This is a genomic window from Listeria immobilis (assembly GCF_014322845.1).
GTDB classification, from domain to species: Bacteria; Bacillota; Bacilli; order Lactobacillales; family Listeriaceae; genus Listeria; species Listeria immobilis.
This window is the reverse complement of the sequence record NZ_JAASUA010000002.1, coordinates 167,382-186,782: the sequence shown is the minus strand read 5'-3', so window position 1 is coordinate 186,782 and position 19,401 is coordinate 167,382. Positions and strand designations below refer to the sequence as shown.

Annotated in this window: 16 protein-coding genes and 1 pseudogene; 4 read left to right on the top strand and 13 right to left on the bottom strand. The window is 35.8% G+C overall.

The annotated features are described in order from the left end of the window. Window positions 1-20: 20 nt before the first annotated feature. Complete coding sequence (locus tag HCJ45_RS03815) at window positions 21-371, top strand: PTS glucitol/sorbitol transporter subunit IIA (protein ID WP_187124085.1); 351 nt, start codon at window positions 21-23, stop codon at window positions 369-371. Window positions 372-478: 107 nt separating this feature from the next. Then, window positions 479-1,399 carry an ABC transporter substrate-binding protein gene (locus HCJ45_RS03810; RefSeq protein ID WP_187124084.1) on the top strand — a complete coding sequence of 307 codons (921 nt, stop codon included), beginning with the start codon at window positions 479-481 and terminating at the stop codon, window positions 1,397-1,399. A gap of 39 nt (window positions 1,400-1,438) precedes the next feature. On the opposite strand, the gene HCJ45_RS03805 is transcribed toward HCJ45_RS03810, so the two are convergent. Then, the gene (locus HCJ45_RS03805; protein ID WP_187124083.1) at window positions 1,439-2,605 is read right to left on the bottom strand and encodes a serine hydrolase domain-containing protein; all 1,167 of its coding nucleotides are present in this window, start codon (window positions 2,603-2,605) and stop codon (window positions 1,439-1,441) included. A 231-nt stretch (window positions 2,606-2,836) separates the two neighbouring features. Between HCJ45_RS03805 and HCJ45_RS03800 the strand changes: the two genes are divergently transcribed. Next, window positions 2,837-3,853 (top strand): tagatose-bisphosphate aldolase, encoded by a 1,017-nt coding sequence (locus HCJ45_RS03800; protein WP_185381488.1) that lies wholly within the window; start codon window positions 2,837-2,839, stop codon window positions 3,851-3,853. Between the two features lie 47 nt (window positions 3,854-3,900). Here HCJ45_RS03800 and HCJ45_RS03795 read toward each other — a convergent pair whose 3' ends face one another. From HCJ45_RS03795 to HCJ45_RS03780, 4 genes are all read right to left on the bottom strand, one after another. Continuing rightward, window positions 3,901-5,082 (bottom strand): M20 family metallopeptidase, encoded by a 1,182-nt coding sequence (locus tag HCJ45_RS03795; RefSeq protein WP_185381487.1) that lies wholly within the window; start codon window positions 5,080-5,082, stop codon window positions 3,901-3,903. Beyond that, window positions 5,075-6,319: a Zn-dependent hydrolase gene (locus HCJ45_RS03790; RefSeq protein ID WP_187124082.1), complete on the bottom strand. Its 1,245-nt coding sequence runs from the start codon at window positions 6,317-6,319 to the stop codon at window positions 5,075-5,077. Before HCJ45_RS03790 ends, HCJ45_RS03795 begins: the two co-directional genes overlap by 8 nt. A gap of 24 nt (window positions 6,320-6,343) precedes the next feature. Continuing rightward, window positions 6,344-7,534 carry a hypothetical protein gene (locus HCJ45_RS03785; protein WP_187124081.1) on the bottom strand — a complete coding sequence of 397 codons (1,191 nt, stop codon included), beginning with the start codon at window positions 7,532-7,534 and terminating at the stop codon, window positions 6,344-6,346. A gap of 157 nt (window positions 7,535-7,691) precedes the next feature. Next, on the bottom strand, window positions 7,692-9,014 hold the full coding sequence (locus HCJ45_RS03780) for a 6-phospho-beta-glucosidase (RefSeq protein ID WP_187124080.1): 1,323 nt from the start codon (window positions 9,012-9,014) through the stop codon (window positions 7,692-7,694). Between the two features lie 170 nt (window positions 9,015-9,184). On the opposite strand from HCJ45_RS03780, the gene HCJ45_RS03775 reads away from it, so the two are divergent. After that, complete coding sequence (locus tag HCJ45_RS03775) at window positions 9,185-10,153, top strand: LacI family DNA-binding transcriptional regulator (RefSeq protein ID WP_185348333.1); 969 nt, start codon at window positions 9,185-9,187, stop codon at window positions 10,151-10,153. A 36-nt stretch (window positions 10,154-10,189) separates the two neighbouring features. On the opposite strand, the gene HCJ45_RS03770 is transcribed toward HCJ45_RS03775, so the two are convergent. The 8 genes and pseudogenes from HCJ45_RS03770 to wsfD all read right to left on the bottom strand — a co-directional run bounded on the left by HCJ45_RS03770 (window position 10,190) and on the right by wsfD (window position 19,400). Beyond that, window positions 10,190-11,545 (bottom strand): PFL family protein, encoded by a 1,356-nt coding sequence (locus HCJ45_RS03770; protein ID WP_185348334.1) that lies wholly within the window; start codon window positions 11,543-11,545, stop codon window positions 10,190-10,192. An 18-nt stretch (window positions 11,546-11,563) separates the two neighbouring features. Continuing rightward, complete coding sequence (locus HCJ45_RS03765) at window positions 11,564-11,833, bottom strand: ACT domain-containing protein (protein ID WP_185348336.1); 270 nt, start codon at window positions 11,831-11,833, stop codon at window positions 11,564-11,566. A gap of 76 nt (window positions 11,834-11,909) precedes the next feature. After that, a pseudogene (locus tag HCJ45_RS03760) lies at window positions 11,910-12,086 on the bottom strand (class I SAM-dependent methyltransferase); the annotation flags it as partial. A gap of 156 nt (window positions 12,087-12,242) precedes the next feature. Next, complete coding sequence (locus HCJ45_RS03755; protein ID WP_187124079.1) at window positions 12,243-13,097, bottom strand: diguanylate cyclase domain-containing protein; 855 nt, start codon at window positions 13,095-13,097, stop codon at window positions 12,243-12,245. A gap of 13 nt (window positions 13,098-13,110) precedes the next feature. After that, the gene (locus HCJ45_RS03750) at window positions 13,111-15,156 is read right to left on the bottom strand and encodes a cellulose biosynthesis cyclic di-GMP-binding regulatory protein BcsB (RefSeq protein WP_187124078.1); all 2,046 of its coding nucleotides are present in this window, start codon (window positions 15,154-15,156) and stop codon (window positions 13,111-13,113) included. Between the two features lie 15 nt (window positions 15,157-15,171). Beyond that, window positions 15,172-16,422 (bottom strand): glycosyltransferase family 2 protein, encoded by a 1,251-nt coding sequence (locus HCJ45_RS03745; protein ID WP_187124077.1) that lies wholly within the window; start codon window positions 16,420-16,422, stop codon window positions 15,172-15,174. Window positions 16,423-16,432: 10 nt separating this feature from the next. After that, window positions 16,433-17,932 carry a DUF2334 domain-containing protein gene (locus HCJ45_RS03740; RefSeq protein ID WP_187124076.1) on the bottom strand — a complete coding sequence of 500 codons (1,500 nt, stop codon included), beginning with the start codon at window positions 17,930-17,932 and terminating at the stop codon, window positions 16,433-16,435. Then, window positions 17,925-19,400 carry a glycan biosynthesis hexose transferase WsfD gene (gene wsfD / locus HCJ45_RS03735; RefSeq protein ID WP_187124075.1) on the bottom strand — a complete coding sequence of 492 codons (1,476 nt, stop codon included), beginning with the start codon at window positions 19,398-19,400 and terminating at the stop codon, window positions 17,925-17,927. The genes HCJ45_RS03740 and wsfD overlap by 8 nt, the downstream gene beginning before the upstream one ends. Between the last annotated feature and the right edge of the window lies 1 nt (window position 19,401).

The window sequence follows — 19,401 nt, the reverse complement described above, 5'->3', positions numbered from 1 at the left end:
TTTTAAAGGAGGAGTTCACTATGACACAAAGTAAAATAATTGAAATCGGTCCACTTGTCCCTGCTTTTGAAGAAGAAAAAATTGTCATACTCTTTGGACCAACAGCAACCAATGAATTACGAGAAATATCGGTTATTCATAAATTTGAACAAACACCTAATAACGCCATCCAAAAAGGAAACAAACTAACTTTCGGTACACAAGAGTATATAATAGAAGAAGTTGGTTCAGAAGCAAATAAAAACTTGGAAGAGCTTGGTCATATTTCTATCTACTTCCGATCTGGTGAAAATGAAGTATTACCAGGAGCTATTATTGTATCACCTGAAATTTTCCCAACGCTTACTATAGGTGATAACATCCAATTCTAAAATAAAAACATTTTGTGCTAATTTTCACCTTGTTATTTCCTCCCGTTTTCGATATAATTATTTTTATAACGATAATGAAAATCATTTTCAATTAGGGAGGAAACATAATGTATCAAAAGCATAAATGGGCTGCTATCTTTATGACATTACTTTTAGCAGTAGTTTTAACCGCTTGTGGCAGTTCTTCAGATAAAGATTCAAGTAAAGAAAAGGAAAATGCAACAAAAACAGTAACGGATGCACTTGATCGTAAAGTGGAAGTACCAACTACACCGAAAAGCATTGTAGCGCTTCAAAACGTAAGCGAAATGGAAATTTTAGGTGTTAAACCAGTTGGCACGCTAGATTATTACATCACTACCTACCCCGAAGCAACAAAAGGAACAGAAAGTGTTGGTAATGATAAACCAAATATCGAAAAAGTAGCCAACTTAAATCCAGATTTAATTATTATTAGCGATTACCAAAAAGATCTTTTAGAAAATCTTGAAAAAATCGCTCCAGTATATATTACACATTTTGGAGATACACCTGATAAACAACTTAGTAATATCGCAAGTCTCTTAAATAAAAAAGCTGAAAAAGAAAAATGGGATGAAGACTATGTGGCTGCATCCAAAGAAGCTAAACAAACATTAAAAGATGCTGGAGTGGAGAATGAAAAAGCGGCAGTGATTCAATTTTATGGCAAAGAAATCTATATTCATGATCCAAAAATTTTCGACGGATTATTTTCCGGAGCTGGTTTCACACCAACTGACGAAGCGAAAATGAATCATGATACAAAAGCAATTTCCAACGAAGCAATACCTAATTATGCAAAAGATGCAGATCGTTTATTTATCTTAATGCCTGAAGATGGTAATGAAGATTCTATTAACGAAATGCTAAGTGGTGTTTGGAAAGATATTCCCGCTGTACAGAAAAACCAAGTGTATAAAGTAGATAACACAAAATGGAGTGACTATAGCGCCGCTGCTCAACTTTATCAATTGGAAGATACCGTAAAACAAATTACAGGAAAATAAAAGAAAACCTCGATTCCATATTCAGAATCGAGGTTTCTTCTATTTATTTAATAAATTGTAAATATGGTTATTCACTTTTCCAAAGGAAGCAATATTATTCTGGATGTTGGAAAATAAGATAACATACGTTCTTCCAGTATGACTCATACTATTAGAAACATTCCAGCCACTGAGTACCCCATGACTATTATAGCTTCCTGGATCCACGTAAAATCCCATGCCATATCCAGAAGTACTTCCAGATGTAAACATTTTCTTCAAACTTGTTTCAGAAATTAATTTTTTATCCATTAAAGCTTTGTCAAACAAGTATAAATCTTGGGCAGTCATACATATATCTCCTGAACCATACATTTGTGATAAATCTACTAATTCCGGTTTCCTGTAAGAGCCATCTTTATTAATATAATATCCTGTTGAGTCATTTTCCCCTTTTTTAACATCTTTTTGATTAAACCCTGTATTTTTCATACCTGATGGTTCAAATATTTTTTCTTTGAGATAACTTTTTAATGACTTTCCACTAAGAATTTCAACCAAGTATGCTAAAACAGCATAATTTGAGTCCGAATAATTCCATGCCCCAGTATTAGATTCTATCCCCTGTTTCTCAATATCTTCTATTAACTTTTCCGGCGTAATTGTCCCAATTTTTTCTTGATGGCCAACAATCCCTGATGTGTGGTTCAAGAAATTCTTAATGTAAATTTGATTCCCATTAGGAAAATTTGGCAGATATTTAGAAATTGGATCGTCCGTGCTTATTTTCCCTTGCTCTTCTAATTGTAAAATTGCTGTTGCGATAATTGCTTTTTGCGACGAACCGATGTAGTAAAGTGTATCTGGTGTATTCGGTTGTTTAGTTTCACGATTAGCATCCAGGTAACCTTTCTGTACTATGGTTTTTCCATCACGAACAATAAGCACCGAACCACTAAAACCAATTTGTTGTAAATAGTTATCAATTTCTTGATTATTTACGGTTGTTTCTGTTGGTTTTTCTTTGACAGGTTTAGGTTTAAATGGTTTTGTCGGTTTAAGCGCTGCACTTTTTTGTACTGGTTTAGATTTTGTTACTGCTTGTTGGTTTTTGGCTTGAATCTCAACAATTATCCAACTTGTAGTTACAAATAATATAAACATAGCACACAACACGATAATGATGTTTTTTCTTTTCTTTCTTTTATGTCTTTCGCGTCGATTCATTCCATCACTCCTGGTCTAATCATTAAATGACTTCCCAAAAGAAATATGCATCTGTGGAAATTATCCCAAATCTCCACTAGTGCCTAACACTCCAAATCCATAGTAATTTATTCTCATTCATAAATCAATGTGCAAATATACCCATGTTTGAAAAAAATTTTTTAGTGGTATAGTATTTGAGGACAAATTGATTAAATAATAACAAATTGCTATAAAGGAGATTAGATAAAAATGGTACAAATAACAAAAGGTAAATTTGATGGTTTGCAAAGACTCTCTAATGATAAAGGCGTTATCGCGGCACTTGCGATTGACCAACGTGGCTCCCTTAAAAAGATGATTCAACAAGCTAAAGGAACGGAAAATAAAAAAGATGTAGAAGACTTTAAACAACTAGTATCTGAAGAGCTAACTCCATATGCTTCTGCAATCTTGCTTGATTTAGAATATGGTACTCCTGCAATTAAAGCTCGTCATGAAGGAAGCGGACTTTTAACTTCTTATGAAAAAACAGGTTATGATGCAACTACTCCTGGTAAATTACCAGATTTAATTGAAGATTTATCTGCCCTTCGTATTAAAGAAAATGGCGGAGATGCTGTTAAAATTCTTGTTTATTATGATCCTGATGAACCAGCAGAAATCAATGAAATTAAATATGCCTTTTTAGAAAGAATTGGTGCTGAATGTCGCGCGGTTGATATTCCATTTTTCTTAGAACCGATTACTTATGATGCAAAAGTGACTGATTCTGGTTCGCTTGAGTATGCCAAATTAAAACCCGCAAAAGTAAAAGCTTCCATTAAAGAATTCTCTAAACCACGTTATGGGGTAGATGTTCTAAAACTTGAAGTACCAGTTAACTTTAAATATGTAGAAGGTTTTGCAGAAGGAGAAGTAGCTTATACACAAGATGAGGCTGCTCGTCATTTTGAAGAATGTTCTGATCTAAGCCCACTTCCATTTATTTATTTAAGTGCTGGTGTAACTTCTGAAATGTTCCATAAAACCATTCAATTCGCAAATCAACATAACGTTCAATATAGTGGCGTGCTTTGTGGTCGCGCAACATGGGCTGATGGTATTGAAGTATATGGTAAACAAGGTGAAGAAGCGCTTCGTGAATGGCTTCGTACTCAAGGTAAAGAAAATATTACTTCGCTTGATAAATTACTTGATGAAGGTGCCGTTCCTTGGTGGACTAAATATGGTTCCTTTGAAGATGTACATGTAGTTGAAAAACAATAGTAGTTATGAAAAAAGCCTCCGCTTACGTTAGCGAAGGCTTTTCTTATTTAGAATTCATCTTGATTTAAATAATTATAAGCAAATTGCGCGTATAGTTCTGCTCCGTTTTTCATGACACTTTCATCGATATTAAAACGACCATGATGGTGTGCCCATTCCGTATCTTTTTCTGCATTCGCGCAACCAACTAAAGCAAAACTTCCTGGTGCTTCATCCATAAAATAACTAAAATCTTCGCCGCCAGTTGTTGGCTTTTCAAAATATAGTGCAGCTTCTCCAAAAGATTCCACAATGGTTTTTTGGACAAGCAAAGCGCTTTTTTCATCATTGATCACTGGTTGTGTTCCTTCTGTATAAACGACTTCTGCTGTACCTCCGTATATCGCGGCGGTTTGTTTTGCGTAGTGTTCAATTGATTTTGCTACTTTAGCACGTGTAGTGTTATTAAAACAACGAACTGTTCCTTCTAAATGGGCATTTTCCGCGATAACATTGAATCTAGTACCTACTTCCATTTTCCCAATAGTTACCACGACTGGGTCAAGTGGATCTGTTTCTCGGGCAACGATTGCTTGCAAATTCATTACAAATGAGGAAGCAATTACTGCTGCATCTATCGTATCGTGCGGCATTGCGCCATGTCCACCCTGACCTTTAAAATCAATTTGAACAATATCGGCTGAAGCAAAAGAGGAACCGACTATACAGGAAATTTTATTACTTGGTATTTGAGACCAAATATGAATGCCAAAAACATGGTCAACACCTTCCATCGCTCCTTGCGCCACCATTTCTTTAGCACCTTCTGCATTTTCTTCAGATGGCTGGAAAATAAAACGGACAGTTCCGTTTAATTCCGCTTGAACTTCTTTAAGCGCTTTTGCGGCAGTTAGTAACATGGATGTATGAGAATCATGTCCACAAGCGTGCATTTTGCCATCTTCTGTAGACTTATAAGCAAGTGAGTCGTTTAGCTCTTGTACCGGAAGCGCATCCATATCCCCTCTTAATGCAATTGTTTTCCCTGGTTTTCCACCTACTAAATCAGCAATTAATCCAGTTGGCTCTGTGCGCTTATATGGAACACCAAGTTTATCAAGCTCTTTTGCTACTTGATCAGTTGTTCGGAATTCCTGCCACTGCAACTCCGGATGTTGATGTAAATCACGACGGAATGCAATCATTTCATTCTCTTCTTTTAAAATATGCTGTTTTATTTTATTATTCATCTGCACTTTCCTCCGTCCATTTTGTTACTGTGTCTAAAACAACCTCAATACCTTTTTGAAGTTTATCATAATCAGTCCATTCTTCTGGTGCATGGCTGATTCCATTATGACTTGGAACAAAAACAAGTCCTACCTCTGTTAAATTTGCAAAAATCATCGCATCATGACCAGCGCCACTAACCATTGTTCTGTATTTAAAGTCTAATTTCTCAGCACTTGCAGACAGAGCTTGGTGAATTTCTTGTGATAATTGAGTAGGTTTCTCATAAAGCATATCTTCTATTTCACATATAATGCCGCTTTGTTGCGTTTGATTAATAACAGCTTTCACGTTTTCCAGCGTGTTTTGGACATGTTTTTCTTCTTTTGCACGAATATCGACAGTGAAAACAACTTTATTCGGGATAACATTCGCTCCATTTGGAAAAACGTTTAATTTCCCAACTGTTAGCACCGTTCCATTTCCCTCTTGAATTGCGAGCTCTGGAAGCTGTGTTAAAATGTGGACGGCGGCATTTAAAGCATCATTTCGATTATTCATTGGTGTAGTTCCAGCATGACCTGCTTGCCCATTAACCGTTACTTTTATTTCCGTCAAACCAACAATCGTATCAACTATTGCAACATCTTCACCAGCATTTTCTAAAATTGGTCCTTGCTCAATATGCAGCTCGATAAAAGCTTTGATTGATTCTTTAGTGCGAATGGCTTCTGTTACTTTATTTGCATCAAATCCGAGACTATTCATAGCTTCAGCTGCAGTAATCCCGTCACTATCTTTCATCTGATATAACATTTCCTTTGTTACTTTTCCAGTAATAGCACGTGAAGCAAAAAGTCCAGCACCAAAACGCGATCCTTCTTCTTCCACCATTGCAATTATTTCAAGTGGATAATAAGGCTTGTACTTTTGTTCATGAAAGACTGTTGCTACTTCAAGTCCGGTAATTACGCCAGCTGGACCGTCAAAAGCACCGCCATTTGGAACGGAATCAAAGTGTGATCCAACAACAACTGCTGGCAAATCTGGTCTCGCTCCCTCAAGTCTTCCATAGATATTGCCAATTGCATCCTCTGTAACCGTCAATCCTACTTTCGCCATTTCGTTTTTTAAATAATTCCGCGCACCTAAATCTTCTTTACTATAAGTAAGACGAGTGGTTCCTTCTCCTGGTGTCGCGTTATATGTATCCAATTTTTCTAAATGCTGTTTAATTCGTTCTAGATTTGTTTTCATCTGGCATTCCTCCCATTCTCTATTTTACAGGAATCCTACAAAAATGCCCGCTAAAACAACTGAGACAATTGTTACAGTAATAAAACCGGCAACAAGCATAGGTGGTAGCATATGACTGGTCAAAGCATCTCGCTCTTTTTGATCGCTCGTTAATGAATTAATTACTTCATTTGTAATAATATAATCGGCTGGAAAACCGTATAAAGCGGTAAGTGATACTGCAAAAGCAAGCTCTTTACTTACGCCAAGAATTTTACCGACAATGAAAGAGAAAATATACATTCCGATAATACCAATAACAATTGTTCCAAACATTGGCCATATTAATTCAAGTAACATTTCTGGGGTTGCATTTTTAAGTCCATCAAAAATAAACAACATTAGTCCCATAATCGCAAAGCCAAAACCACTCGCTTTTTGTAACGGTTGGCGCTCTAAAAACCCGATAGAAGTAGCAATAACACCAAACAATAAACAAAGGACAAAAGGACTGACTGTTAAAATTGGATCAATTAGAACCGAACATCCATAAGCTAAAAAGCTAACAATTCCAAGACGTAGAAATTTAAAATAATTGGTATTATATTTATCAGGAATTTTCCGGAAAAGTCGTGGTGTTTCGTGCGTATCCTGACCTTCAATTTGTGTGGTTTCATTGGTTGGTTTCCATTCTCCTGAGCGATATTTAGATAACATCCGCTTTCCTTCTTTTTTTAGCATAATCGAAGTTAATGGATAACCTGCAAATCCTTGCATAACATAAATTAAAATTGCTAATACGGATAAACTTACTAGTCCTGCTGCTTTTGCCGCTTCCGACATAATTAGCGAGGAAACAACTCCACCAACAAGCGGCGGGGCAACTACAACAACTGTTTTAAAATCAAATATTAGTGTTCCAATTGTAAATAGTAGTGCTAGAATTCCTAAAATCCCAGAAATCGCAATTAAAATCGTTTTCCATTGATTCATTAGTTCTCGAACAGAAAGCAAAGTTCCCATGTTCGTAATTAGTAAATACATTAAAAGTGTTGCAACAATCGGTGGTATTCCCGCAATTTCAACAATATTACTTGGAAAAAATGTCCAATAACCGAATAGAAATAATATCGCACATACAAAAACGGAAGGAACCCACGCTTTCGTTCTTGTGGCAACAACGTCCCCAATAAATAAAATAAGTACAACTGTAACAAAAGCTAGCATCTGTGACATGTATAAACCCCTTTTTAGTTTTTTGACTTTTTAGAATTATGATATACTTTTAAAATATTACTACAAATAAAATAGTCAGTCAACTTGATTTGGAAAATTCTATAAATTTTTTGCATAAAAAAAGGAACTCCCATAAAATCGGAGTCCCTTTTTATTATTATTTCGCGAATTGTGGTAAGAATTCTTTATGCGCTTCTAGCATTTCATCTAAAATAGTTTTTGCTAGGTCGCCGCTTGGAACGAGTGGATTAGAAGTGAAAGCTTGAAGTGCTGTTGCATAATCTCCTGTTACAGCTGCTTCGATAGTTAATTCTTCCATAGATTTCATCACTTGTAGTAATCCACGTTGAGCTGGTGGGAATTTACCAAAATTAACTGGCTCTGCCCCATGTGCGCGGATAACACTTGTAATTTCTATTGCACTATCATAAGGAACATCATCAATTGCACCATTATTACGTGTAGAAACAACCATTAATGTACCTTTATTATTGTAGATAGAATTAATAATTTCACAGGCAGCATCACTATAATGAGCACCGCCACGTTTAGATAGTTCTTCTGGTTTATAATCAAGATTTGGATCTTTATATAATTCAAACAGACTATCTTCTAGTTTTTTCACGACTTCTCCGCGTGTACCTTCATTTTTGAATGATGCTAGTTCTTCTTCAAGCATTGCATCTGTCATGTAGTAATAGCGGTGATATGGACAAGGAAGCATTTTTAAATGTTTTACTTGTTCATATAGGAAGCGCATATTTTTAATGTTTTCAACGACTTTTCCTGGATTAGCATTTGGTCCATAAAGTCCATCAATTACAGTCTCTGTTAATTCGGTGCCATCTTTGTCAAAAATACGGTGCCAGTGTAAGTGATTAATTCCTGCAAATTTAAAGAATAAGTCTTCTTCTGGTTTTCCAAGTACATCTGATGCACTCTTAATAGCGCCAATTGGTACGTTACAAAGACCAATAACTTTGTCCCATTTACCATATTTAAGTACTGCTTCTGTTACCATACCTGCTGGGTTTGTGAAGTTAATCAACCAAGCATCTGGGCATAATTCGCGCATATCTTCTACGATACTAAGAATGACAGGAATTGTGCGGAATGCTTTAAACATACCACCTGCACCATTTGTTTCTTGACCGATAATACCATGGCTAAGCGGAATTCTTTCATCTTTAATACGTGCTTCAAGCAAGCCTACACGAAATTGTGTAGTGACAAAGTCTGCATCTTTTAATGCTTCACGGCGATCAAGTGTTAAATGTACTTCACAATCAATATTAGCTGCTTTAACCATACGTTTTGCCATATTACCAACGATTTCTAGTTTTTCACGACCAGCTTCAATATCTACTAGCCAAAGTTCTTTAATTGGAAGTTCATGATAGCGTTTAATAAATCCTTCAACAAGTTCTGGTGTATAGCTAGAACCTCCACCAATTGTAACGATTTTTACACCTTTTTTCATAATTAATGTACCTCCTAAAAATTTAAAAGCGTTTTCTTTTACAAATCCAGCATAATTCATGTAATGCATTACAGGTCAAGCAATAATTTTAAATTTTTCTAAACTGGCTATTTGACGGGCTTTTTTGGTATACTAATTATAGAGCTACGAGAAATCGAGGTGTATGACAAGTGGCAAATATACAAGAAATCGCGAAACTAGCTGGCGTTTCATCAGCAACCGTTTCACGAGTTATTAATAAACGTGATTATGTCAGTGAAGAAACCAGAAAGCGCGTTCAGGCTATAATAGATCAGTTGGATTACGTCCCAAATTTAAATGCCGTTTCTTTAAAAAAAGGAGCAACTAAGTTAATTGGTATGGTAATTCCTAGTTTTACAGACTCACTTAATGTTTTTTTAAAGAGTTTTACAATGATGGCACAAGAACATGGTTATAATGTTACGCTGTTTATGACCAGAATTGATCAAGATAAAGAACTTGAAGCCCTAGAAATGTTACGACAAAAGAAAATTGATGCACTTGTTTTGGTTATTCGCTCTAATGACTGGAAAACGATTGAACATTATACAAAATACGGTCCAATTGTGACATGGCAACGAGTAGAGAGCGAAAAAATCCCTTCTGTATTTATGAATCAATATGATGGTTATACTTTGGGATTAGAACATCTCTATAAAAAAGGCTACCGAAAATTTGTAAATGTTTATGGAAATACAACTGGGCTTAACACACAGAGTCGCATGCTTGCTTTTAAGGATTTTTGCGAACGTTACGAGCTTGATTCTCATGAATTTCGACAGTTTTACGGTATGGGAAGTCGACAAGATGGCGAGAAAATTGCTCATTGGTGGGAAGAAATCGAACATAAACCTGATGCCTTTTTGACACCAAATGATTATTTTGCAGCGGGGTTATTAACGGAGGCTAGGCGGTCTGGACACAGCATCCCTGAAGATTTTGCAATTTGCGGTTTTGATAATATGGAAATCGCTCATTTACTTGATATTACAACGATTCATTATCCTGTATACTCACAAGCTGAAAATGCATTTACAATTATTATGAATAAATTATTCGGTAGTAATTTACCTCTACTTGATTTAGATTTCCATTTAGTGGAACGAAAAACAACCTAAAAAAGGTTTCCTCCAATTTGCGAGGAAACCTTTTTGTTAGTTTTTAAAAGAATGAATTGGTGCTGGAATTCGTCCGCCACGAGCAATAAAACTTGCAGAAGACTTGCCGTTCACTGGCATTACGGGAGCCGTTCCGAGTAATCCGCCAAATTCAACCATATCGCCAACTTTTGTTCCACTGGCAGGAATCACCCGAACAGCAGTTGTTTTATTGTTAATAACGCCAATTGCCGCTTCATCCGCAATCATCGCAGCGAGCGTTTCCGCCGTTGTATCTCCTGGCACAGCAATCATATCAAGACCGACAGAACAGATTGCTGTCATCGCTTCTAGTTTTTCGAGATTAAGCGCTCCTTGCTTTACTGCCTCAATCATTCCAGCATCCTCAGAAACGGGAATAAAAGCACCGGATAAACCGCCAACATGTCCGCAAGCCATCACGCCGCCTTTTTTCACTGCATCATTTAAAAGTGCTAATGCAGCTGTTGTTCCGTGAGTACCGACCATTTCAAGTCCCATCTCTTCTAAAATATGTGCTACTGAATCACCAATAGCTGGAGTTGGTGCAAGTGATAAGTCCACAATTCCAAAAGGAACACCAAGCTTTTCGGAAGCTACCTGACCAACTAGTTGACCCATTCGCGTAATTTTAAAAGCGGTTTGTTTCACTGTTTCTGCCACAACGTCAAATGGTTCACCTTTCACTTTTTCGATGGCACGTTTAACTACACCCGGACCACTAACGCCGACATTAATGACACAGTCTGCCTCACCAACGCCATGAAATGCCCCAGCCATAAAAGGATTATCTTCCACCGCATTGGCGAAAACGACTAATTTAGCACAACCTAATCCCTGAGTATCCGCCGTTAGATTCGCTGTTTCTTTAATGACCTCACCCATTTGACGAACAGCATCCATGTTAATTCCTGTCCTTGTCGACCCTACATTGACCGAAGAACAAACGCGTTCTGTCTGAGCCAATGCTTGCGGAATTGAACGAATCAATATTTCATCGCCTTTGGTATAACCTTTTTGAACAAGTGCGGAGTAACCACCGATAAAGTTAACACCCACTTCTTTCGCTGCTGCATCTAACGTTTTTGCGAATTCCACATAATCTGCGTCCGTACTTGAACCCGCAATAATGGCAATTGGTGTTACAGAAATACGTTTATTAATAATTGGAATGCCAAACTCAGACTCAATCGCTTCTCCAACCGAAACTAAATCCCGAGCCTTTGTGACAATTTTTTGGTAAATTTTCTTTCTTGCAACTTCCCCATTACCGTCCATGCAATCAAGTAAAGATATTCCCATTGTAATCGTCCGAATATCCAATTTTTCTTCTTCAATCATTCGTATTGTTTCAAATATTTGATTGGTTTCCATGTTTGAATCACCTCCACCTTAAAGTTTATGCATTGCGTTAAAAATCTCTTCTCGCTGAATATGTATTTTCACTTGAAGCTCCTCGCCTTTTTCGGCTAATTCTGCTTTTACTTCATCAAATTCTTTGGTGATTTGGCTAATTTCACACATCATCATCATGGTAAAATAACCATCCATAATAGTTTGTGATACATCTTCTATATTAATGTTAAGTTCCGCTAGTTTTTTACTAACACCAGCAATAATACCCACGTTATCTTTTCCAACTACTGTTAATACTGCTCTCACACCCAACACTCCTTTAGTTCGTTAATACGTTCCATTATAACATAAAAATCTAAATCTTGTGAAAAAGAAAACAATATTATTTCGTCTGCCAAGAAGTACAGTATGAAGCCATTGGTAGACTATTTTCTAAATTAATTAGCGTAGTTTGACTTAGTAAAAATGTTTTAAACTTATCTGGAACTTCCAAATCTGCTTCCAGTTCTTTTGCAATAAAATTGGTTGTATAATCGATTTCCCAACGGCTATCTTGCATTAAATACTTGTTTCCGCTGATGCGCCGTTTGTGTCTGCTGTATTTCTTTATTTGTAAGTAACATACAAGTAACTATTTCTTCTAAGTTCCTGTCTTCCCCCCAATCAAAAGTAAGAGCTACCTCCTAATTTCTATTATAGAAGGTAACTCTTATTTTTACACGTCATACTCTAATTCTTTTGTCGCCAAATCAATGAAATCGAGTGGTGTTTTAACTTTTTCACTATCAAATTGACTTGTTCCAATCCGAAGTTCTAATTTCACACGATATTTTGCAGCGAACTCTTCCATGTTAGCTTCACTAATTCGGCTTTTAATTCTATCGGCAACAAGTTTTCCGCCCGGCTCATCCGTCAGAAGCAGTAATCCCCATGTGGCATCCTCCTTATCGAGGAGATAGAGAACGTCACTTGTCCGGATACACGACTCTAAAATGGAGGAAATATCTTGTAACGCCATCCGCATTTCTTCTTCACTTTGAAATCGTTTCAGTTCGCGCCAGTGCCTTACTTTAATCACCATTAATGAAAGTGGCAAGTCATAACGGCGGGAAATGCTGGAAAAAATGCGCTCATCATTTTGAAACGATACGATATTTTTTAAAAGTGTCTCTTGATCAATCGTACCTAAATATAAGTTTTGTTGTTTGATTTTCGTATTTTCTTCTTGTAATTTAGATGTATTTCGCGTAAACATTGCAGCAGCCACTGTAAAAAGTGGGGTAATTATTAGCCAGTAATATGTGTCCAATCCATATGATATTTGATTAGCCACAATTTCATAAATAATATAGGTTGCATAAATAAAAATGTAAAGGATATTTAAAATCAATCCCAATGTTAAATTCGTAAAATAAGTGATTATAACTAGTAAAAAAGTGATATTTAAAAAGATAATATTACGCAAATATTCATCCGGCGTGTTAATCATATAACCAATCGTGATAAAACAAAGCAAGATGAAAAATAAAAAGCCAATGTCTGCGTATAAGTTATTCGTTATTTTTTTCATTTTAATATTCCCCTCACTTCCGGCGATATTTACGTAAGATGAGTAGGACTGCCACACCAAGTAAAATAACAGTTAATAGTGCAAATGCTGCAAACACGGTTACTTCCTTGTTATTGCTAATTTTCGTCCCAAAACTTTCATCTTTTGTATCGGCTGCTTTTTTAAATCGATAAGAATGGATTGTATTGTCATTATCTACTATTGCGCCATCTCCATATATTTCAGCTAAATTTTCTTTTGTTGCAATTAATTCTGATCCAAGTTTAGTTTGTACCTCACCCGGTCCTGTTACAGCTAACATCTGCATTCCATCTGTTTTAATCAACTGAACACTTCCTAGTTGTTTGCCATAATTTTGTTCAATTGAGATTTTTTCATTAGAAAGGAAATAACTACCTGATTTATCATATTGGAAAAATAAATCGGCATTCGCATTTTTTATTGCCGGATTATTATTCATCGTACCTACCGCAATAACATTGGCTTCTTTTTTGGCTGCATCCCAATTTTTCGCGTGAACAGCGGTTAGACTTCCACGGTTCCCATCATGGAAACGCCCTAGCAGATTGAAAATATTGGCTAAAGAATCCGTGTCTTCTGTTGATAATTTGTCTGGTACAACCACAAATGCATTATTAAAGTCTCCATTTGCAACGAATGGATATGGATATTGTTCAAATAATAAATCGGTTTCTTCTGTTGTATTTAGTTTAATAGCGGATTCTGGGGTAACATACGCCCACGGAATTTCTGAATCAGCAATAAAACCACAATAATTATTGGTTAAAACTAAATCAAATGCTACAGTTACTGAGAAATCTCCCTTAACAGTTAAATCACTTGGAATTTGGAAAGTTACCTTATCCTTATTTGCTTTTTTAGCGGATAATTTCTGACTGCCAATTGGTTTTCCATTGACTAGAATTGTAACAAGCGAATGCTCAAAGTCTAAGTTTTGTGCATATCTAAAATCGAGTGATACTTCTGTTCCCGTGGATGCACTCCTATTCGCTGGCATACTGATAAAATAGTCCTGTGTGATATGCCCGATTCCTTTTAATTTATCCCCCGATGTAGTTAATTTTGTATTTTTATCGACGTTATTAGCTGGTGTATCTATCTTTTCATTAGTAGTTAACCATTTTGTATTAGTTACAAGCTGACTAACATAATTTTGATTTGCTAGAAGTTTTCCAGCTTTTTTTAGTGCCTCATTTGATTTAGAAGTAATTACTAAAGTTTGTGTGTCTCCTATTGTTATTACTTGAAAAAGTGCTTGTTTTTCTAGCTTTTCGTCTTCTGTTATTTTAGCTTTAATAGCTGCTGGTAATTTATTAAAAGTCGAAAATAGCGTAATATACTTTTTACCTTCGCGTGTCTTTGTTGTTTGATATTGACCAAATGGAATGTTTTTATCTTCTAGTGTGTTGGCCGATGAGAATCCCGAAAGACCTTCAAGCGCAGCGCCAAGTTCTGCATCTCCCGCATTTTCTAAAACTGTGACAACACCTTGCTGACTTTTCACCGTATCAATTCCAGTAAATCGCTCGCCAAAATCTGCAATTGTTTGTTTAAACGCTTTATCTGCGTAGGTAACATTCACGGCGCTTGTTTTATCGAATTGTATCCAGTTTGCTGGAGTATCATCAATCGTACAGCGACCATCTGGCAAGTCTGTATAAACAAAACTTTCTATAGATAATACATTGATCCCTTTTTTTAACTTGTCTTTAGGAATCTCTACTTCAATTTGGCGCGTTCCTTTGTCCGTTTTATCTGGTCGAAAGGAATAAAAAGCAACATCATTTATTTTAAGTGTAATGGTAGAAATTTCTTGTTCATTTAATTGTGTAATCGTATAAACTAATTTTGCTTTTGCACTAGAAACATCCCAGTAATTCTCCACCTTAAAATTTTGTTTTGTCGTTGTAAATTTTCCTTGTGCTGCTTTATCCGTTCCAAAAACAGTTTGATATGTTTTATCTGCTGCAAAAACGTCTGGCCGGTACAGAAATACTACGGCAAATAGCAGCAATCCCATAACTATTAGTTTTTTCATTAGGCACTCTCCTTTTTAGAAACGCTCGGTTTTATACCATTTGGTTTCTTTTTTTAATACAGTATCTTTTAAGAAAATAAAAAAGCCATATGCTGCTACTACCATCCAAAGTTGGCAGTAGGTAATATACATTAATAGAATAAAAAATAAATTTGAAAAACTGATTTCCCCTTTTTCGGTAGTTAAAGTAATGAAAGTTCCTGCGATAAAGAGTAAAATTGCGAGTAACCATAGCGTTGCGCTAAGTCCCGCAAGCGTAGTATGAACAAAATCAAGTGCATATAAGACTAATAAAACATCACTCACAATTAGCGAACTTAAAAGTAAGAAATAAATCGATAAAAAATATAAAATATCAAATCTAACTCGTCTGCCTTCTTTTTTAAACAGTAAAGGAACGTTTTTTAAAATGACATAAATATTTCCTTTCGCCCACCTAGAGCGTTGTTTAAACCAGACAGACAATGTTTGCGGCTCTTGTTCCCAAGTAACTGCTTTGGATTGAAACTTGATGCGGTAGCCCATCATATAAATTCGAAAACTGATTTCCGTATCTTCTGCGACAGCTTTAACATCCCAACCACCAATTGCTTCAAGCAGCGATCTCCTAACAATAAAATTAGTCCCTGGAATCGTACACAGTCGAAATAATGACCATCTCCCGGCCTGCGCCATCCATTGAAAGCTAAGTGTTTCAATATTAATAAAACGCGTTAGCCAGCTTGCATTTCGATTTCTTGTTCTAAATTTACCAATGACAGCTCCAAGTTTTTCATCATTGGTAATTTCTCCAACTAAGATGCGCAGTGCTTGGCGTTCTGGCGTATTGTCCGCGTCATAAATAGCAATATACTCACCACGACTTTCAGCAAAACCGATATTCAGCGCATTCGATTTGCCTTTTCCGCCAGTTTTACTATCAGTATTAATAATTTTTAACTGCCGCGTTGGATTTTTAGTCTGTATTGCTTCTAGAAGTTCTGCACTATCGTCCGAAGAATTATCATTAATTACAATGATTTCATAACAATCCACCGGGTAGTCAAATGCAAGCAATGATTCTACAGTTTTCACGATAACTTTACCTTCATTATGGGCTGGCACCATGACGGAAATAAATGGCACTTCCCTAGGTAAATCTGGAATCTTTCGCGCTTCATTCTTTAGGTAATACATATATCCAGCAATAATTAAAATAATATTTACTAGTAAAAGCCCCCAAATACAAATGACCGCAAATAATGCTAAGTAATCAGCAACAACCATTTATTTCACCTCATTTCATATATTTTTTCATATAAAGCCGATAGCCAAAAATGAATAAAACACCAATAATCCCTAACGAAAGAATTATAACAATCGTGAAAAAAGTATTTTGATAGCCAAAAAAGCCTTCTAAACTACCAGACTGTTTCGTCGTTTGGATCTTTGTTGTTTTTAGATATTTTAATTCACCATCAAGCGTGACTGGTTGATTGTTAATATAAAGCGCACCATCAGTTGATTCAAGTGTATCTTGAGCCGTTTTCACCGTATGCCTTTGCAATCGAGCATCATTAATATTTTCTTCATCTAATTGATTAATTGCAGTATTTAATGCTTTTTCATTTTTAAAAAAGGGGTACGTAATTGCAATATCTAATGGATAGTTTTGTTTGCTAGACATCGTTTCATACGTTTTGTTAGTAATACTTAGAGGAGAATTTTCAAATGTACTACCATTATTTTTCTTTGTAGTATGAATTACTTTTTCGTTAGGTAGTAAAATTCCCGTATTAAATGGGGCAAATCCTTCCGTGCCATAGACTTTATCGTAATTCCAATAAAGCTCTGCGGTAACCCCAAGAGCAGCTATGTCGTTTTCAGCAAAGAAATGCAATGATTTTTGGATGATATTTTCTAATTCACCTGTTGGACTAGCACCATACGTAACTACTGGCACATCCATCATAATCGTTCCGTTTTTCGCTTGAACATATCGCAAAATTTCTGCATAATTTTTTGCAGCAATAAAATCTTGATTATAAAAAACGGGACCTGCACTTACGATAAATGGAATACCTTTTTCATAAAAAGTATCTGCTGTTTTTTTCAACATATCAAAGTCAACAAAAGGATTAACATCAGTAATGAGTGCGTATTTATTTGTTGTTTGAGCCTTTTCAAATAACGATTGAAGTAAATCCACCAGTGCAAATTGGCTGAGGTTGTCTGCTTGGAAAAATGGAGCATAGGCATAATTTTCAAATTGTACACCATAAATAGATTTTCCATTTTCTGCTGCATCCATTTCTCCAAATGCATTTCCTTGATATTCCGTAATTAAATTCGTTTCAGCAACTAATTGTGGCTTACCAGTAACCCCTGCCCTGGTTTTAACAGAGATGGCAGCATTTGTAATAGCGTTTATTTTCAACTTTAATTTATCTGCCAAAAAAGCTGGAGGTGTTCCGCCAATATAGGCGATTTTCGCTTTGCTATCAGCTAATTTTTGCAACCGTTCTTGAGATAAGCCATCCTGTTTATTTTGTAATATAATCATTTTATTTATTTTGCTTAGGTCGGGGTTTTCATTCCAAGAATACATTTCCACTTGCTCACCCATGCTATTCAAAATTCGCAGCAATGAATCTATATTCCCTTCTTTATCCGTATTTTTTGCTAAACTATCATAAAAAACAGTAACACTACTATCTGCTTTTGCCGTCAAACTATGCCCGTTTACAAAGAAAAATGGGAGGCTGAGAAGAATTGCTATCATTATTTTTTTACGCATCCTTTTCACTCCTTCTTTTTAAATAAACAGTAAGTAGCGAACTAGCACCAAGTAATATCGTTAAATCAAAACAGACGTTAAATAGAAAGTTATGCTTCGTTAAATCCGCTTCCCCGTCGCCAATAATCGTTACTAAAATCACTGCAAATCCCGAACCTATCAGCAAAACGACCAAATCAAACAACAGCATACCTCGAAAATCTTTTTCCCGAAAATGCTTCCACGCGCTGACACCATAACTTATTAGGAAAACCAGCGCCCATAAAATAAGAAAGGAAAATTTTTCTGGAGCAAATTTTGCTTTTGTATCGCTATAAACGGAGAAAAAGTGCGTTTTTTCTTTAAACTGGTAACCTGCCGTTTTCTCAAAGTTCCCCATCTCAAATGGTCGAATCGAAAAACTGTTTTGTGCTGATAAATCTAACATTTTGCCAAACTGTTTTGGATTTTCCAAGTAATAGCTTAAAACTGTTACAAAATTATAATTAGGATAGAAATCATTTTTCATTAATTCATTATCTAAATCGATCATTTTATATTTTTGATAAAAGTTGGTTCCTTTTAGCAGAGCATATTGTTCATTCATACCCATTTCCTGTAGTGATTTCTCTGGATTTTCCGAATCTAACAATACGCCGCGAGTCATTGTTTGATACTGATTAATCGTCACAAATTCTCCGGGAATAAAGGCATACATCACTACACCACTTATAAAAATAACGGAAAAGGCAAATGCTGCTGAAAGACGAAATGCCCGTTCTTTCCTTATGAAAAAAACAATAATTCCGCAAACTGCAATAACTACTGCAATCGGTGCATTTTGTTGTTTCGCAGTAATTAAAATGAAGGAAGCCAAAAAAATCATCGCTAACATCGCATAATCATTATATTTATGTTGAAATAATAATAAAAAACCCGCTGCAATATAAAGCATCATAATCAATAGAATACCCTCGCTAAAAAACGAGTTAAAATAAGCAGTATAGGCTGTATCAGCAAAAATAATTACGGTTAAAGCTGCAATAACATACCCAGCCCAACCCTTCATTTTCGCAGTTAATCCAGCTACTAAAAAATAAATAGCTGGCAATAGTAACGCTAGCTGTAGACCGCCTAAAAAACGAATGTCAAAAACCGCAGTAGACCAAAAAACTTTATTTAATACAAGCGCCATTTGAATAAAGATGCTTTGTGAGGAAAAAATAGCTATTTGATTTTCATTAAAATATTGATAAATCCCAAACTCTTTGACAAAATGCCCGAATTGCAAAGCATCATAATTAGCGTTATTGACAAACAAACCATTACTCGAAAATATTCTAAAAAAGTCGCCATTATCAGCCATCCCAATATAAGGTGGTACAAATAACGCCACGAGAGTAATCACAAAAACGCAAATAACCGCAAAAATTTGCGGTGTCAAATGGTGCCACAGCCATATAGTAATGGATTTCATTTTCTTCCCCATG

Bases quoted from the DNA above. Each gene is read 5' to 3' on its own strand.
- HCJ45_RS03815 (WP_187124085.1), top strand. From the start codon at position 21: ATGACACAAAGTAAAATAATTGAAATCGGTCCACTTGTCCCTGCTTTT.
- HCJ45_RS03810 (WP_187124084.1), top strand. From the start codon at position 479: ATGTATCAAAAGCATAAATGGGCTGCTATCTTTATGACATTACTTTTA.
- HCJ45_RS03805 (WP_187124083.1), bottom strand. From the start codon at position 2,605: ATGAATCGACGCGAAAGACATAAAAGAAAGAAAAGAAAAAACATCATT.
- HCJ45_RS03800 (WP_185381488.1), top strand. From the start codon at position 2,837: ATGGTACAAATAACAAAAGGTAAATTTGATGGTTTGCAAAGACTCTCT.
- HCJ45_RS03795 (WP_185381487.1), bottom strand. From the start codon at position 5,082: ATGAATAATAAAATAAAACAGCATATTTTAAAAGAAGAGAATGAAATG.
- HCJ45_RS03790 (WP_187124082.1), bottom strand. From the start codon at position 6,319: ATGAAAACAAATCTAGAACGAATTAAACAGCATTTAGAAAAATTGGAT.
- HCJ45_RS03785 (WP_187124081.1), bottom strand. From the start codon at position 7,534: ATGTCACAGATGCTAGCTTTTGTTACAGTTGTACTTATTTTATTTATT.
- HCJ45_RS03780 (WP_187124080.1), bottom strand. From the start codon at position 9,014: ATGAAAAAAGGTGTAAAAATCGTTACAATTGGTGGAGGTTCTAGCTAT.
- HCJ45_RS03770 (WP_185348334.1), bottom strand. From the start codon at position 11,545: ATGGAAACCAATCAAATATTTGAAACAATACGAATGATTGAAGAAGAA.
- HCJ45_RS03755 (WP_187124079.1), bottom strand. From the start codon at position 13,097: ATGAAAAAAATAACGAATAACTTATACGCAGACATTGGCTTTTTATTT.
- HCJ45_RS03750 (WP_187124078.1), bottom strand. From the start codon at position 15,156: ATGAAAAAACTAATAGTTATGGGATTGCTGCTATTTGCCGTAGTATTT.
- HCJ45_RS03745 (WP_187124077.1), bottom strand. From the start codon at position 16,422: ATGGTTGTTGCTGATTACTTAGCATTATTTGCGGTCATTTGTATTTGG.
- HCJ45_RS03740 (WP_187124076.1), bottom strand. From the start codon at position 17,932: ATGCGTAAAAAAATAATGATAGCAATTCTTCTCAGCCTCCCATTTTTC.
- wsfD (WP_187124075.1), bottom strand. From the start codon at position 19,400: ATGGGGAAGAAAATGAAATCCATTACTATATGGCTGTGGCACCATTTG.